Annotated in this window: 14 protein-coding genes; 1 reads left to right on the top strand and 13 read right to left on the bottom strand. The window is 68.1% G+C overall.

Annotated features, from left to right (window positions below):
* Window positions 1-58: 58 nt before the first annotated feature.
* The 9 genes from L0C25_RS20385 to pyrR form a co-directional block, all read right to left on the bottom strand.
* Window positions 59-448 carry a RidA family protein gene (locus L0C25_RS20385; RefSeq protein ID WP_271633613.1) on the bottom strand — a complete coding sequence of 130 codons (390 nt, stop codon included), beginning with the start codon at window positions 446-448 and terminating at the stop codon, window positions 59-61.
* 121 nt (window positions 449-569) lie between these two features.
* Window positions 570-1,388, bottom strand: coding sequence for an orotidine-5'-phosphate decarboxylase (gene pyrF, locus L0C25_RS20380; RefSeq protein WP_271633612.1), 819 nt, complete (start codon window positions 1,386-1,388; stop codon window positions 570-572).
* Window positions 1,389-1,534: 146 nt separating this feature from the next.
* Window positions 1,535-2,467, bottom strand: coding sequence for a dihydroorotate dehydrogenase (locus L0C25_RS20375; protein WP_271633611.1), 933 nt, complete (start codon window positions 2,465-2,467; stop codon window positions 1,535-1,537).
* Window positions 2,468-2,539: 72 nt separating this feature from the next.
* Window positions 2,540-3,463, bottom strand: a complete 924-nt coding sequence (locus L0C25_RS20370; protein ID WP_271633610.1) for a dihydroorotate dehydrogenase electron transfer subunit — start codon at window positions 3,461-3,463, stop codon at window positions 2,540-2,542.
* Entirely contained in the window at window positions 3,460-6,771 is a 3,312-nt protein-coding gene (gene carB, locus L0C25_RS20365) for a carbamoyl-phosphate synthase large subunit (RefSeq protein WP_271633609.1), read from the bottom strand. The genes L0C25_RS20370 and carB overlap by 4 nt, the downstream gene beginning before the upstream one ends.
* Window positions 6,771-7,889, bottom strand: coding sequence for a glutamine-hydrolyzing carbamoyl-phosphate synthase small subunit (gene carA / locus L0C25_RS20360; protein ID WP_271633608.1), 1,119 nt, complete (start codon window positions 7,887-7,889; stop codon window positions 6,771-6,773). Before carA ends, carB begins: the two co-directional genes overlap by 1 nt.
* Window positions 7,886-9,184: a dihydroorotase gene (locus L0C25_RS20355; protein WP_271633607.1), complete on the bottom strand. Its 1,299-nt coding sequence runs from the start codon at window positions 9,182-9,184 to the stop codon at window positions 7,886-7,888. The genes carA and L0C25_RS20355 overlap by 4 nt, the downstream gene beginning before the upstream one ends.
* A 49-nt stretch (window positions 9,185-9,233) precedes the next feature.
* On the bottom strand, window positions 9,234-10,184 hold the full coding sequence (locus L0C25_RS20350; protein WP_271633606.1) for an aspartate carbamoyltransferase catalytic subunit: 951 nt from the start codon (window positions 10,182-10,184) through the stop codon (window positions 9,234-9,236).
* On the bottom strand, window positions 10,181-10,771 hold the full coding sequence (gene pyrR, locus L0C25_RS20345) for a bifunctional pyr operon transcriptional regulator/uracil phosphoribosyltransferase PyrR (RefSeq protein ID WP_271633605.1): 591 nt from the start codon (window positions 10,769-10,771) through the stop codon (window positions 10,181-10,183). Before pyrR ends, L0C25_RS20350 begins: the two co-directional genes overlap by 4 nt.
* Before the next feature lie 273 nt (window positions 10,772-11,044).
* On the opposite strand from pyrR, the gene bldD reads away from it, so the two are divergent.
* Complete coding sequence (gene bldD, locus L0C25_RS20340) at window positions 11,045-11,518, top strand: transcriptional regulator BldD (RefSeq protein ID WP_271633604.1); 474 nt, start codon at window positions 11,045-11,047, stop codon at window positions 11,516-11,518.
* Window positions 11,519-11,589: 71 nt separating this feature from the next.
* Here bldD and L0C25_RS20335 read toward each other — a convergent pair whose 3' ends face one another.
* From L0C25_RS20335 to L0C25_RS20320, 4 genes are read right to left on the bottom strand one after another with little or no spacing between them, the layout of a single operon-like run.
* A complete protein-coding gene (locus L0C25_RS20335) occupies window positions 11,590-12,558 on the bottom strand; it encodes a glycine betaine ABC transporter substrate-binding protein (protein ID WP_271633603.1) in 969 nt (322 codons plus the stop codon).
* Window positions 12,559-12,578: 20 nt separating this feature from the next.
* A complete protein-coding gene (locus L0C25_RS20330) occupies window positions 12,579-13,370 on the bottom strand; it encodes an ABC transporter permease (protein ID WP_271633602.1) in 792 nt (263 codons plus the stop codon).
* Complete coding sequence (locus L0C25_RS20325; protein ID WP_271633601.1) at window positions 13,370-14,584, bottom strand: betaine/proline/choline family ABC transporter ATP-binding protein; 1,215 nt, start codon at window positions 14,582-14,584, stop codon at window positions 13,370-13,372. The genes L0C25_RS20330 and L0C25_RS20325 overlap by 1 nt, the downstream gene beginning before the upstream one ends.
* Window positions 14,577-15,227, bottom strand: a complete 651-nt coding sequence (locus L0C25_RS20320; protein WP_271633600.1) for an ABC transporter permease — start codon at window positions 15,225-15,227, stop codon at window positions 14,577-14,579. Before L0C25_RS20320 ends, L0C25_RS20325 begins: the two co-directional genes overlap by 8 nt.
* Window positions 15,228-15,293 lie beyond the last annotated feature (66 nt).

The following is a 15,293-nucleotide window of genomic DNA, read 5'->3' as shown; positions in this document are numbered from 1 at the left end:
GAGATCGAGCCACTTTGCGACCATTCCGTCTCGTACGCCGGGCACGGCCGAGACGCCGCTACGCGCTGACGACCGCCGTGGCGTCGATCTCCAGCCGAGCATCGGGAAGGACGAGTCCCGCGACCTGCACGAGGGAGGATGCTGGACGCGGGAGGTCGCCGAAGAACTCGTCGCGCGCGGCACGGACCTCGGGGAGATCCGCGAGATCGACGAGGTAGTAGGTGAGCGTGAAAAGATCCTCCGGACCGGCCGATGCGGCACGCAGCGCGGTGGCGAGGTTCGCAAAGACTCGATCGGCCTGTTCGCGCGTCTTCGACGAGACCAGGTGGCCGTCTTCGTCTGTGGGGAGTTGGCCTGAGACCGCAACGAACCGACCCGTTGCACCGACTGCGTGGCTGTAGCCATTGGTCGGGCCGAGCCCGGCTGGCCGCTCGAAGTACTCGATCATGCCGTCAGCATGCCACCCCGGCGTCGCCTGCCGCCCCCGGAGTCCTCGCCCCATGAGAGGTTTCCGGAGGGCACTCGGTTCTGCCTGCCGATGCCCACGCGTCAGAGTGAGCCGACGCGTGTCACCGAGAGGTCTCGACGGCCGTACGCCGCGCCGCGTCGCGCAGCGCCGACACCTCCGGCCCTGCCGCGAGCACTGCCCGCGCCGTCGCGGGCAGCACGTTCGCGTACACGTCGCCGAACAGCCGGCGCAGGTCGGCGGGCGTACCACCCTGGGCGCCGAGACCGGGTACGAGCAGCGGACCGTTGATGGCCACCTCCTCCGACAGGTCGCCGATCGTCGCGCCGACAACCGCGCCGATCGACCCGAGGGGATCTGCACCGCCGTTTCGGAGCGCGATCTGCGCCAGCACCGAGCCGGCGACGGTGCCGCCCTCGACCCGGGCATGCTGCACCTCCGGGCCCTCGGGGTTGGACGTCAGCGCCAGCACGAAGACGCCTCGACCGTAGCGGTCGGCGGCGTCGAGGAACGGGTCGAGCGACCCGAACCCGAGGTACGGGCTCACCGTGATCGCATCGCAGGAGATCGGCGACTCCGGGTGCAGGTACGCGTCCGCGTACGCCGCCGCCGTCGAGCCGATGTCGCCGCGCTTCACATCGAGCAGGACGAGCGCACCGGCGTCGCGCGCCTCTCGTACGGTCCGCTCCAGCACCGCGATGCCCGCCGCGCCATGCCGCTCGAAGAACGCCGACTGCGGCTTCAGCACGGCGACCTCACCGGCGAGCGCGTCGACCGCCGTCATCGCGAACGTCTCGAGCCCACGCGCGTCATCACTGAGCCCCCACTCGGCCAGCAGTGCGGCATGCGGGTCGATGCCGACGCACAGCCGCCCGCGCTTCTCGATCGCCGCCCGCAGGCGGGCACCGAACGTCTCACCCATGTGCACAACCTCCAAGAGGTCGCGCGCACGGGGAATCGCCGGGCTCGCGAGCCCAGACATCCCGACCGGCTACGTTGCAGTCGCTCATGGGAGGACCCACTCCAATCTCACTCCTGCGCCTTGCCGGATCGGGCGCCTGACCCCGCTCACTGTCCGACGCCCCCGTGCGCGCAACCTCTCGCTTTCTCCACCGACGCGATCCCGAGGCGATCGAGCTCGCTGTCCAGCTCGCGTACGACGCGCATCGGCGCCGACGGGTCGTTGAAGATCACGGTGCCCACCTGAACAGCCGTGGCGCCCGCGGCGACGAACTCGAGCGCGTCCGCGCCAGTACGAATACCGCCGACACCGATGACCGGGAACTCCGGCAATGCCGCGTGCACCTGGTAGACCGCGCGTACGGCGACCGGGCGTATCGCAGGGCCGCTGAGCCCGCCGGTCACGCCGCCGAGGATCGGGCGCAGCGTGTCGGGGTCGATCGCCATGCCGAGCAGGGTGTTGATCATCGTGGCGCCATCCGCGCCCGCGTCGGCGACCGCCCGGGCGACGTCGACGATGCTCGTGACGTCGGGGGTGAGCTTCGCGAACATCGGAAGCCCTTCCGGTACGTGCGGGCGTACTGCCTCGATCACCCGCGCAGCCTGCATCGGGTCGCAGGCGAATACGAGCCCACGGTTCTCGACGTTCGGGCACGAGATGTTGACCTCGAGGGCGCTCACTCCCGGGCTGTTCACGACCCGCCGCGTGAGCTCGACGAACTCGTCGACCGTCGAGCCCGCGATCGACACGAACGGTCGTGCGCCTCGCTGTACGAGCCACGGCAGGTCGCGCGCCAGAAACGAGTCGATGCCGGGGCCCTGCAGTCCGATGGAGTTGAGCATTCCGGACGGGGTCTCGACCATCCGCGGAGTGGGGCGGCCCGAGCGCGGAAACCGCATGATCGACTTCGTCACGATCGCACCGAGCTCGGTGACATCGAAGAACTGTCCGAGCTCCTGCCCGGCGGCCGCGCACCCGGACGCCGTCATGACCGGGTTCGGCAGGCGTACGCCCGCCAGTTCCGTGGTCAGGTCAGCCATCTCGCCTCCTCCTCACTGTGGGCCGGACGTTCGGGTGCGACACGCCGGCGTGTCCCCGCGCAAACGCCCGGCTCACGGTGCGCTCCGTCCGTGGTCGCGCGCATCGCTACGCTCGTTCCTCGCGCCGCGGTTCGCCGCTCCGAGGGTGCCGTCCGGAATCGTGCCGACGTCGTCCCACAACACCCGGTCGCCCCGGAACACCGGGCCCTCGACGCAGGAGCGCACCATCCGGATCACGCCGTCGTCACCGCGTACGGGAAGCACACACGTCATACACACTCCCACGCCGCACGCCATCGTCTCCTCGACCGCACACTGGCTGTGCGCCCCGTGCTCGTCGGCGACGGCCGAGACCGCTTGCAGCATCGGCATCGGCCCGCACGCGTACACGACATCGGAGCCGGTCTTGTCGATCAGGTCCGGGAGTACGTCGGTGACGCGCCCGCGATGGCCCATCGAACCGTCCTCGGTGGTGATGCGCACCGACGATGCGGCGCGGCTCGCCTCCAGCGCCCCGAACAGGCGCGACTCACTCGCCGCGCCGATCAGCATGTGCACCGAGCAACCTCGCGCACGTAGCCGTTCGGCGAGGCTGAACATCGGGGCCATGCCGTATCCGCCGCCGACCAATGTGCACGCAACGGGCTGCTTCGGCAGCGCGAACGGCCGCCCGAGCGGGCCGACGACGTCGATCGTGTCCTTCGGCGCGAGGCGGGTCATCCAGCGGGTGCCCTTACCGTGCTCGGCAAAAACGATCTCGACCGTCCCGCCGCGTGTACTCGCCTGCGCCCGATAGATCGAGAACGCCCGGCGCAGCAACATCGCCGACTGCTCTCCGCCGACGGACAACGCCACGAAGTTGCCGGGGCGCATGCGCTCCGCGACACCCGGAGCGGTCATCGTCAGGTGGAGGTAGTCGCCGACCGGCTTCAACGACACGACCTCGCCCTTCACCTGGAGAGCACCCCCCTGCACAGCTCCGGTGCCCGACGTCACGCGTTGCCCTTCCGCACGATCTTCGCCCAGTCCTGCAGCGATCGCACCGGCATCCCCAAGCCCCGCAGCGCCTCGACGCCCTGCACCGCGGCTGCCAGGCCTTGCACGGTCGTCACGCACGGGACGTTCTCGGTCACCGCGGCGGTACGAATCTCGTACCCGTCGATGCGGGGGCTGCCACCCGTCGTGACTCCGTGCGGCGTGTTCACGATCAGCTCGATCTCACCCGAGTGGATCCGGTCGACGATCGTCGGCGCGTCGTCACCGTCCGTACGCTCGCTCAGCTTGCGTACGACGGTCGCGTCGACGCCGTTGCGCTGCAGCACCTCGGCGGTACCGCTCGTCGCCAGGATCTCGAAGCCCAGATCGGCGAGCCGCTTGACCGGGAAGATCATGTGCCGCTTGTCGGGGTTCGCGACCGAGACGAACACCTTGCCGCGCACGGGCAGGCCGTCCTGCGCCGCGGCCTGGGCCTTCGCGAAGGCCGTGCCGAAGCCGGCGTCGATGCCCATCACCTCGCCGGTTGAGCGCATCTCGGGGCCGAGAACCGTGTCAACGGTCTTGCCCTCCAGGGTGCGGAACCGGTTGAACGGCATCACCGCCTCCTTGACGGCGATCGGTCCGTGCGGCACGACGTGCCCGCCGTCGTGGTGCGGAAGCGCGCCGTCTCTGCGCAGGCTCGCGATCGACTCGCCGAGCATCACCCGGGCGGCCGCCTTCGCGAGCGGTACGTCGGTCGCCTTCGAGACGAACGGCACGGTACGCGATGCGCGCGGGTTCGCCTCGAGTACGTAGAGCACGTCGGATGCGAGCGCGTACTGGACGTTGAGCAGCCCGCGTACGCCGACGCCCGCAGCGATCGCCACCGTCGACGCACGGATCCGCTCGATCTCCGACGAGCCCAGCGTGATCGGAGGCAACGCGCAGGACGAGTCGCCTGAGTGCACGCCCGCCTCCTCGATGTGCTCCATCACGCCGCCGAGGTAGAGCTCCTGCCCGTCGTAGAGCGCGTCGACGTCGATCTCGACCGCGTCGTCGAGGAAACGGTCGACCAGTACGGGATGCTCCGGCGAGATCTCGGTCGCCCTGGTGATGTAGTCCTCCAGCGCGGCGTCGTCGTACACGATCTCCATGCCCCGGCCACCGAGCACGTAGGACGGGCGTACGAGCACCGGATAGCCGATCTCGTCGGCGATCCGCTTGGCGGAGTGGAACGTCGTCGCGGTGCCGTGCTTCGGAGCGGGGAGCTCTGCCTCGGCAAGCACCTCACCGAATGCGCCACGGTCTTCGGCGAGATCGATGGCACCCGGCGGCGTACCGACGATCGGCACCCCCTCCGCCTCCAACCCGGCCGCCAGCCCGAGCGGCGTCTGCCCGCCGAGCTGCACGATCACGCCCGCGATCGGACCGGCCTGCTGCTCCGCGTTGACGACTTCGAGTACGTCCTCGAGCGTGAGCGGCTCGAAGTACAGCCGGTCGGAGGTGTCGTAGTCGGTCGAGACCGTCTCCGGGTTGCAGTTGACCATGATCGTCTCGTAACCCGCCTCGGCGAGCGCGAGCGACGCGTGCACACACGAGTAGTCGAACTCGATGCCCTGCCCGATGCGGTTCGGGCCGCTGCCCAGGATCAGCACCGCCGGGCGCTCGCGGGGCTCGACCTCGGTCTCCTCGTCGTACGACGAGTAGTGGTAGGGCGTGCGGGCGGCGAACTCCGCGGCACAGGTGTCGACCGTCTTGTAGATCGGCCGGATGCCGAGCGCATGACGTACGCCCCGGACGACATCCTCGCGCATCGCGCGCAGGCCGCCGATCTGCGCGTCGGAAAGACCGTGCCGCTTCGCCAGCCGGAGTACGTCCGGAGAGAGCTCGCCGGCCTCGCGTACGACCGACGCGACCTCGTCGACCAGGAACAGCTGGTCGACGAACCACGGGTCGATCGCGGTCGCCGCGTTTACCTCCTCGGGACTCGCTCCGGCCCGAATCGCATCCATCACCGCGCGTAGCCGGCCGTCGGTCGGCACCCTCGCGCGGGCGAGCAGGTCGGCCTTGTCGCCCGGCTCGCCGACCCACGAGAACGGTGCGTCCGGGCGCTCGAGCGAGCGCAGCGCCTTGTTCAGTGCCTCGGTGAAGTTGCGGCCGATCGCCATCGCCTCGCCGACCGACTTCATATGTGTCGTCAGCCGGGCGTCGGCGGCGGGGAACTTCTCGAACGCGAACCGCGGCACCTTCACGACGACGTAGTCGAGCGTCGGCTCGAAGCTCGCGGGGGTCTCCTGGGTGATGTCGTTCGGGATCTCGTCGAGGGTGTAGCCGACCGCGACCTTCGCCGCGATCTTGGCGATCGGGAACCCGGTCGCCTTCGACGCGAGCGCGCTCGACCGCGAGACCCGCGGGTTCATCTCGATCACGACGACGCGACCATTGTCGGGATGCACCGCGAACTGGATGTTGCAGCCGCCCGTGTCGACGCCGACCTCACGGATCACGCCGATGGAGATGTCGCGCAGCCTCTGGTACTCGCGGTCGGTCAGCGTCATCGAGGGCGCAACGGTGATCGAGTCGCCGGTGTGTACGCCCATCGGGTCGAGGTTCTCGATCGAACACACGATCACGACGTTGTCGGCGCCATCGCGCATGACCTCGAGCTCGTACTCCTTCCAGCCGAGGATCGACTCCTCGAGGAGCACCTCGGTGGTGGGGCTGGCCAGTAGGCCTGCACCGGCGATGCGACGCAGGTCGTGCTCGTCGTACGCCAGGCCGGAGCCGCTGCCGCCCATCGTGAAGGACGGCCGTACGACGACCGGGTACTGCAGGTCGTCGACCGCCTCGAAGCATTCCGCGAGCGAGTGGCAGATCGCCGACTGCGCGACCTCCGCCGCCCACTCGCTCGGCAGCGACTCGACGACGGCCTTGAACGACTCGCGGTTCTCACCCTTCTCGATGGCCGCGATCGACGCGCCGATCAGCTCGACGCCGTACTTCTCGAGAACGCCGTCGGCGTCGAGCGACATCGCGCAATTGAGCGCGGTCTGGCCGCCGAGCGTCGCGAGCAGCGCATCGGGACGCTCGTGCGCGATCACCTTCTCGACGAACTCCGGCGTGATGGGCTCGACGTACGTCGCGTCCGCGACCTCGGGATCGGTCATGATCGTCGCCGGGTTGGAGTTGACCAGGATGACTCGCAGGCCCTCCTCGCGGAGTACCCGGCACGCCTGCGTACCCGAATAGTCGAACTCCGCAGCCTGCCCGATGACGATGGGTCCTGACCCGATGACCAGAACCGACGAGATGTCTGTGCGGCGTGGCATCAGGTCGTCGCTCCTTGCTTGGCTTCGCGCATCAGGTCGGCAAACCTGTCGAACAGGTACGCGGAGTCGTGCGGCCCGGCGGCCGCCTCGGGGTGGTACTGCACGCTGAACGCCGGCGCATCCGTGAGCGCGAGCCCCTCGACCACGCCGTCGTTCAGCGAGACGTGCGTCACCGTCGCGGTGCCGAACTCCGTGCGTACGGGCGCATCGGTCGGCATGTCGACCGCGAAGCCGTGGTTCTGCGACGTGATCTCGACCCGACCGGTCGTCTTGTCGATCACCGGCTGGTTGATGCCTCGATGGCCGTACTTCAGCTTGTAGGTGTCGAACCCGAGCGCCCGGCCGAACATCTGGTTGCCGAAGCAGATACCGAAGTACGGGATGCGCCGCGTCAGCACCTCGCGCAGCAGCGCGACCGCGTCGACGGACGCCTCCGGGTCTCCGGGCCCGTTGGACATGAAGACGCCGTCCGGCTCGATCGCCAGCACGTCGTCGATCGAGGCGGTCGAGGCCAGCACGTGCACCTCGACTCCGCGCTCGGAAAGCAACCGGGGCGTCATGCCCTTGATGCCCAGGTCGATCGCCGCCACCGTGAACCGCTTCTCGCCCTGCGCCGGCACGACGTACGACTCCCCCGTCGTCACCTCGCCCGCGAGGTCGGCGCCGGCCATCCGTGGCGCCTCGCGTACGCGCTCGAGCAGGTCCTCGACCGTGCCGGACGCCGACGAGATGCCGACGCGCATCGCACCCCGCTCGCGCAGGTGGCGGGTGAGCGCCCGAGTATCTAGCCCGGAGATGCCCACGACTCCGTCGCGCTCGAGCCTGGCCCCCAGGTCGTCGGTCGCCCGCCAGCTGCTGTGTATGCGCGCGGGGTCGCGCACGACGTATCCGGCGACCCAGATGCGGTCCGACTCGTCGTCCTCGTCGTTGACGCCGGTGTTGCCGATGTGCGGGGCCGTCATCACCACGACCTGGCGCCGGTACGACGGATCGGTCAGCGTCTCCTGGTAGCCGGTCATGCCGGTCGCGAACACCCCCTCGCCGATCGTCTCGCCGATCGCCCCGTACGCATCACCGCGGAAGACTCGACCGTCTTCCAGTACCAGCACAGCTGTCACGCCGTCGCCCTCTCGTGCTCGTGGGTCCGCACACCGCGGAGGTACGTCTCGACGACCGTGCCCGGGAGCTCCAGCCCGGCGTACGGGTTGTTGCGCGACTGCGATGCCGTGTCTGCCGGATCGATCACCCGGGTCGTCGACGGGTCGTACAACGTGAGGTTGGCCGGCTCACCGACGACGATGCCGCGGCCGTGCTCGACGCTCACTCGACCGATCCGTGCGGGTGCGGCGGACATCCGGTCGGCCACCTGCTCCCAGGTCAGCAGCCCGGTGTCGACCATCGTGTGCTGCACCACCGAGAGGGCGGTCTCGAGCCCGAGCATGCCGAACGCCGCAGCACTCCACTCGCACTCCTTGTCCTCCATCGGGTGCGGTGCGTGGTCGGTGCCGACGCAGTCGATCGTGCCGTCGGCCAGCCCCTCGCGTACCGCGGCGACGTCGTCGGCCGTACGCAGCGGCGGGTTGACCTTGTAGATCGGGTCGTACGAGCGGGCGAGCTCGTCGGTCAGCAGCAGGTGGTGGGGGGTGACCTCCGCCGTGACGTTCCAGCCCTTGGCCTTCGCCGAGCGGACCAGCTCGACCGAGCCCCGCGTCGACAGGTGGCAGACATGGAGCCGGGAGCCGACATGCGCCGCGAGCAGCGAGTCGCGGGCGATGATCGCCTCCTCGGCGACCGCGGGCCATCCGGTCATGCCGAGCTGCCCGGAGACGTCGCCCTCATTCATCTGAGCGTCCTTCGTCAGGCGCGGCTCCTGCGCATGCTGGGCCACCACGCCGTCGAACGCCTTCACGTACTCCAGCGCCCGGCGCATCAGCAGGGCGTCGCTGACGCACTTGCCGTCGTCGGAGAACACCCGTACGGCCGCGGCCGACTCCGCCATCGCCCCGAGCTCGGCGAGGCGCTCCCCTTCCAGGCCGATCGTCACGGCACCGATGGGCTGGACATCGCAGTGACCGGCCTCGCGACCGAGCCGCCACACCTGCTCGACGACGCCGGCGGTGTCGGCGACCGGATCTGTGTTGGCCATCGCGAACACGCAGGTATACCCGCCGCGCGCGGCCGCTCGCGTACCGGACTCGACGGTCTCGGCGTCCTCGCGGCCGGGCTCGCGCAGATGGGTGTGGATGTCGACAAGGCCCGGCAGTGCGATCAGGTCCCTGGCCTCGACCACCGTCGCGTCGCCCGCATCGAGGTCGGCGCCGATCTCGACGAACACGCCGTCTCGGATGCGTACGTCGGACGGGTCGCCACCGAGGGGTCGGGCGCCACGGATCAGGCTGTGTTCGTTGGTCACGCTTGTCACTACGCTCGTTCCTCGCTTCGTTCCTCGCCGCTCCGTGTCATCAGGCCTGTGGCTCCTCGGTTGGTTCGGCCGGACGTTCCCCGCTCAGTAACAGGTAAAGCACGGCCATGCGCACCGCCACTCCGTTGGTGACCTGCTCGACGATCACCGAACGGTCGGAGTCGGCGACGTCGGCGGTGATCTCCATGCCGCGGTTCATCGGGCCGGGGTGCATGACGATCGCATGCTCGGGCAGGCGCGCCATCCGTCGCGCATCGAGGCCGTAGCGGCGGCTGTACTCGCGCGCGCTCGGGAAGAACGCGGCGTTCATCCGCTCCCGCTGCACGCGCAGCATCATCACCCCGTCGGCCTTCTCCAGTGCGGCGTCGAGGTCGTACTCGGTGTCGACCGGCCAGCTGGCGACGCCCACCGGCAACAGGGTCGGCGGGGCCACCAGGGTGACGTTGGCGCCGAGCGTCTCCAGCAACAGCGCGTTGGACCGCGCAACACGCGAGTGCAGGACGTCGCCGACGATCGTGATGTTCGCCCCGTCGAGAGGGCCGAGATGCTGACGCATCGTGAACGCGTCGAGCAACGCCTGGGTCGGGTGCTCGTGCGTACCGTCGCCCGCGTTGACGATCGCGCCGTCGATCCACGCGGCGTTCGCGAGCCGGTGCGGCGCGCCGGAGCCATGATGACGCACGACGACGGCATCGGCCCCCATCGCCTGCAGGGTGAGCGCGGTGTCCTTCAGGCTCTCGCCCTTGGAAACACTCGAGCCCTTTGCCGAGAAGTTGATGACGTCGGCCGACAACCGCTTGGCCGCCGCCTCGAAGGAGATGCGCGTACGCGTGGAGTCCTCGAAGAACAGGTTCACGACCGTACGGCCGCGCAGGGTGGGCAGCTTCTTGATCGGCCTGCTCGCGATCGACAGCATCTCCTGGGCGGTGTCGAGGACCGCCGTGGCGTCGTCGCGGCTGAGGTCGCCGGCGCTGAGCAGGTGTCGCATCATGCGTCACCCTCCGTACCGTCTGTCGGGCTCGCAATGATCACCGCGTCCTCGCCGTCACTCTCCGCAAGGTGGACGCGGACGTTCTCGGCGAGCGACGTGGGGAGGTTCTTGCCGACGAAGTCGGCGCGGATCGGCAGCTCCCGGTGACCGCGGTCGACGAGCACGGCGAGCTGCACCGCCTTCGGCCGGCCGAGGTCGTTGAGCGCATCGAGCGCGGAACGGATCGTGCGGCCGCTGAACAGCACGTCGTCGACGAGCACGACGACGGCGCCGTCGATGCCGCGGGCCGGGATGTCGGTGTGTTCGAGGGCGCGGGCCGGGCGCATCCGCAGGTCGTCGCGGTACATCGTGATGTCCAGCGAGCCGTACGGCATCTCGACGCCCTCGACCTCGTTGATCCGGGCGGCGACGCGTGCGGCGAGCGGAACGCCACGGCGCGGGATGCCGAGGATGACGAGGTCGGACGCGTCGCGGTTGCGTTCGAGAATCTCGTGGGTGATCCGCGTCAGTGCGCGGGAGATGTCACGGTCGTCGAGGACCGTGCGGGCTGTCGCCAGGGCAGCCGATTCAGGGGTGCGCGATGACACCGTCTGACCTCCTTGCCCGCCTCACAGGACGGTCGTTAAAGGATGTCTGTCGCAGGTCAACGTATCCCATCGGACGCGGTCTCGACGCACCGGGGCGGCGGAGTGTCGAACCCGAGGCGGCTGCTGTCACCGTGCGTAGTTGAGGTCGGTGACTCCTCGGACTCGATTCTGTCGTTCCTCCCCCTCGTGACCTACGCGCAGGTACTCTGGCAGGCGGGTAACTTCTAGGCAGTAACTCATAGTGATCATCTCGGGATGAAAGTTGAGCAATCCATGGAATACGCCAAGGCGCTAGGGAGTCGACTGCGCGCAATCCGTCAGCAGCAAGGGCTCTCGCTTCAGGGCGTTGAACAGAAGTCCGGCGGCCGCTGGAAGGCGGTCGTCATCGGCTCGTACGAACGCGGCGACCGTGCCGTGACCGTACAACGGCTCTCCGAGCTGGCCGACTTCTACGGCGTACCGATCGAGCACTTCCTGCCCGAGGCAGACGAGAGCCAGCACAGCGCCACCGACGGCACGTCGCGGCTGGTCATCGACCTCGAACGGCTGAAGGAGATCCGCGCCGTCGAGGGTGCGCCGCTCGCCCGGTACGTGTCGACGATCCAGGCACAGCGCGGCGACTACAACGGCCGGGTGCTCTCGATCCGCGAGGACGACCTGCGCAACCTGTCGATCATCTACGACGAGGACGCCGACGACCTGACGCGCAAGTTCACCGACTGGGGCGTCGTACGCCAGGCGGAGTAGCCGCCACGATTCGGTACGAAAGCGGGGTTCCGGAATGATCCGGAACCCCGCTTTCGTGTCACGTCCGTGACTCAGTCGGGCATCTTGACGAAGCCCTCCTCGACCAGCCAGTCGCGGGCGACCTCCGCCGGGTCCTCACCGTCGACGTCGACCTTCGCGTTGAGCTCGCGAAGCACGTCATCCGTCAGCTTCGGGTTGACCTGCGCGAATATCTCCTTGATCTCCGGGTGGTCCTCGAGGAGATCTGCATTGACGACCTCGGTCATGTTGTAGAGCGGGAAGAACTTCTTATCGTCCTCCAGCACGGTCAGGTCGAGCGCCTCGATCCGACCGTCGGTGGTGAACACCTCGCCGAAGTTGCAGTCTCCCTGAGCGGTGGCCTGATAGATCTGGCCGATTCCGAGGGTCGTCGCGTCGACGTCGGCGAACTTCAAGCCGTAATGCTCGAGCATCGGTTTGAGCCCGTCGTCTCGGCTCAAGAACTCTGTGTCGACACAGAACGTAAGATCCTCCGGCGGCAGAGACTGGAGCTCGGACAACTTCGTGATCCCGAGCTTCTCGTTCGCATCGGGCCCCATCGCAAGCGCGTACGTGTTGTTCATCGGCGCAGGCGGTAGCCAGACCAGGCCGTTCTCGCGGTCCTCTTCGTCGACGGCCTTCCACTGTGCCTCGGCGCTCTCGGTGATCGGCTTGTCATGGCCCAGGTACGTGATCCAACCCGTGCCGGTGTACTCCGGGGTGATCTCGAACGTGCCGTCAATGAGCGCACGGCGGACGTTGCTGCTGCCGGTCGTGCCACTTCGGTTGGTGACCTGAGCACCCGCCGCGGTCATGATGGTCGCGATCATGTTGCCGAAGACGAGCTGCTCGGTGAACTCCTTCGACCCGACGGTGACGTTGACCCCCTCGAGGTCGTCGTAGTGCTTGATCGAACCGGGCTCGGCCTCCAGCACTCCGCTGTTCGCCGGCTTCAGGCCACAGCCGGCAACGACCGCCAGCGTGAGCAGGGCGACCAGGCCGGTGCCGATTCGGCCCCGCAACGACATCCGCCTCATCGGCATCAAAGTCCCTTCGGCGATGCGATCATCTCGATCAGGTGCGCGAGCCAATCCACGAACAGCGCCAAAGCGGCGACGAGCAGCGCGCCGCAGATCAGAACCGGAGTCTGCATGCGTTTGATGCCCGTGTCGATCGGCGTACCGAGGCCACCGGCGCCGATCAGTACGACCATCGCCGCCGCCCCGACCATCAGGACGAGGGCCGTACGCATACCCGCGACGATCACCGGCAACGCGATGGGTATCTCCACCCGCAGCAGCGTGGCCATGGACGACATGCCCATTCCGCGACTCGCTTCGACGAGCTTGGGATCAACGCCGTTCAGGCCCGCGACCGTGTTCGCGACGATCGGCAGGATTCCGTACACCGTCAGCGCGGCGACCGCCGCCAGAAATGACTGGTCGAAACCGAAGATCATGATGGAGATGACGATCAGCCCGATGACGGGCGCCGCCTGACCGAAGCCCGCGACCGCGAGAATCGGATCCGAGTACCGTCGCATCCCGCCTCGGGTGAGGGCGATGCCGAACGGTATCGCGATGATGCACACCAGGAACGTCGCGACCAGGCTGACCTTCAGGTGCTCGCCGGTCTGGTCGAGCAGCGCGTCGACCTCCAACGACGCCTGCTCGTTCTTCGACAGGTCACCGACTTCGGTGTAGATCAGGACACCGATGATCAGCCCGACGGCAAGCACGGGTTGGATGACCCAGCGCAGCTTTCCGGACTTCTCCGGCTCGGGTATCGAAGGGCGCTGCGCGCCCTCCATATCGAGCTCGACGGTCGCGGCCATCATTCCTCCGCTGTGTCGCGGGCCGACGGTCCAGCGCTCGTCGTCTCGATCGAGCTCATCGCCCCCATGATCGTCTCGACCCGAACGACGCCCTCGTATCGGTTTCGTGGACCCGTGACGACCACGACGCCGTGGCTCGAGGTCAGCATCACGTCCAGCGCGTCGTTGAGGGTGGACTGGCCGGATACGAGGTCGAGGTCTCTGTCGCGAGCGACGCGGTCGAGCCGACCAGGCACTTCGAGGTCACGAAGAGACAGCCATCGTTGCGGCCGGTCGCGGTCATCCAGCACGAGTACGTGCTCACGCCCGATCTCGCGTACCTTGCGCGCCGCATCGGCCGGGTCGTCACCCTCGTGTGTCGTCGCCGCGTCGTGCAGCTCCACATCGCGTACGCGGGTCAGGGTGAGCTGCTTGAGCGCCGCCCCGTGCCCGATGAAGCTCTCCACGAAGTCCGATGCCGGATTGGTGAGGATCTGGTCGGGGGTGTCGTACTGGACGATCTCCGCGCCGACGTTGAGGATTGCGATACGGTCACCCATCTTGACCGCCTCGTCGAAATCGTGGGTGACGAAGACGATCGTCTTGCGGAGCTCGTCTTGCAGGCTCAGCAGCTCGTCCTGCAGCCGCTGCCGGGTGATCGGGTCGACCGCGCCGAACGGCTCGTCCATCAGCATCACCGGCGGATCGGCCGCCAGCGCACGAGCGACGCCGATGCGCTGCTGCTGGCCGCCGGACAGCTCCCGCGGATAACGGTTGCGGTACATGTCCGGGTCGAGCGAGACGAGGTCGAGCATCTCGTCAACGCGCTCCCGGATGCGCTTCGCATCCCATTTCAGCATCTTCGGCACGAGCCCGATGTTGTCGCCCACGGTGTAGTGGGGGAACAGCCCGGCACCCTGGATCACGTACCCGATGCTCCGCCGCAAGTCATCGGGATCCTTGTGCGTGACGTCCTCGTCGCCGATCAGGATCCGGCCGTCAGTCGGCTCGATCAGGCGGTTGATCATCTTCATCGTCGTCGTCTTACCGCACCCCGACGGGCCGACCAGCATCACGATCTCGCCGGCAGGGATCTCCATCGTCACGTCGTCGACCGCGGCCTCTTGCTGTCCGCGGTAGCGCTTGGTCACACCCTCCAGTCGGATGCGCTCGCCACCGGCGTCCGCATGCGGTCGCGGCTCCGGAGTCGGTTCGGTCACCGTTTGCTCAGACACGAATGCCCCTTGAGGTAGTCAGCCGGGCGATGAACCCGAGAACAAGGTCGAGGATGATCGCCAGGACGATGATCAGGACGGTCGCGACCACAACCCTTTCGGTCGCGTTGGCACCGCCGAGTTGCGAGAGCCCTTGGAAGATCTGGCCGCCGAGGCCGGGCCCCGACACGTACGCTGCGATCGCCGCGACGCCCATCATCATCTGGGCGGATACGCGGACTCCGGTCATGATCACCGGCCAAGCCATCGGGATCTCGAGCCGCAGCAGCGTCGCGGTGCGGGACATGCCCATCCCCTTCGCCGACTCGACCAAGGCCGGGTCGACGCCACGCAGGCCGACGACCGCGTTCCGTAGGATCGGCATCATCCCGTAGAACACGAGGCCGATGACCGCGGCCTTGACACCGGGAGCGATGATCCCCGACAACAGGCCGAAGAGGGCGAAGCCCGGGAGCGTCATCGCCATCGCACTTCCCGCGTTTGCGCCGCCGGTCCAGCGCACGGACCGGTAACACAATGCGGCAACGACGAGGCCGATGATGAGGCCAACGACGAGCGACTGCACGACGTAGCTCATGTGCTGGTAGGAGTCGAACACGAGCGTAGAGCGGTTGTCACTCAGGAAATCCCAGTAGCTGCCCATCGGCTCCCTCGTCGTCGGAGGTCCGGTCGAGTCCGCAGAGGACGTCGACCGCGTGCGTACGGCAAC

Source organism: Solicola gregarius, assembly GCF_025790165.1.
Taxonomy (GTDB): Bacteria; Actinomycetota; Actinomycetes; order Propionibacteriales; family Nocardioidaceae; genus Solicola; species Solicola gregarius.
This window is presented reverse-complemented; position numbering and strand designations above follow the sequence as displayed.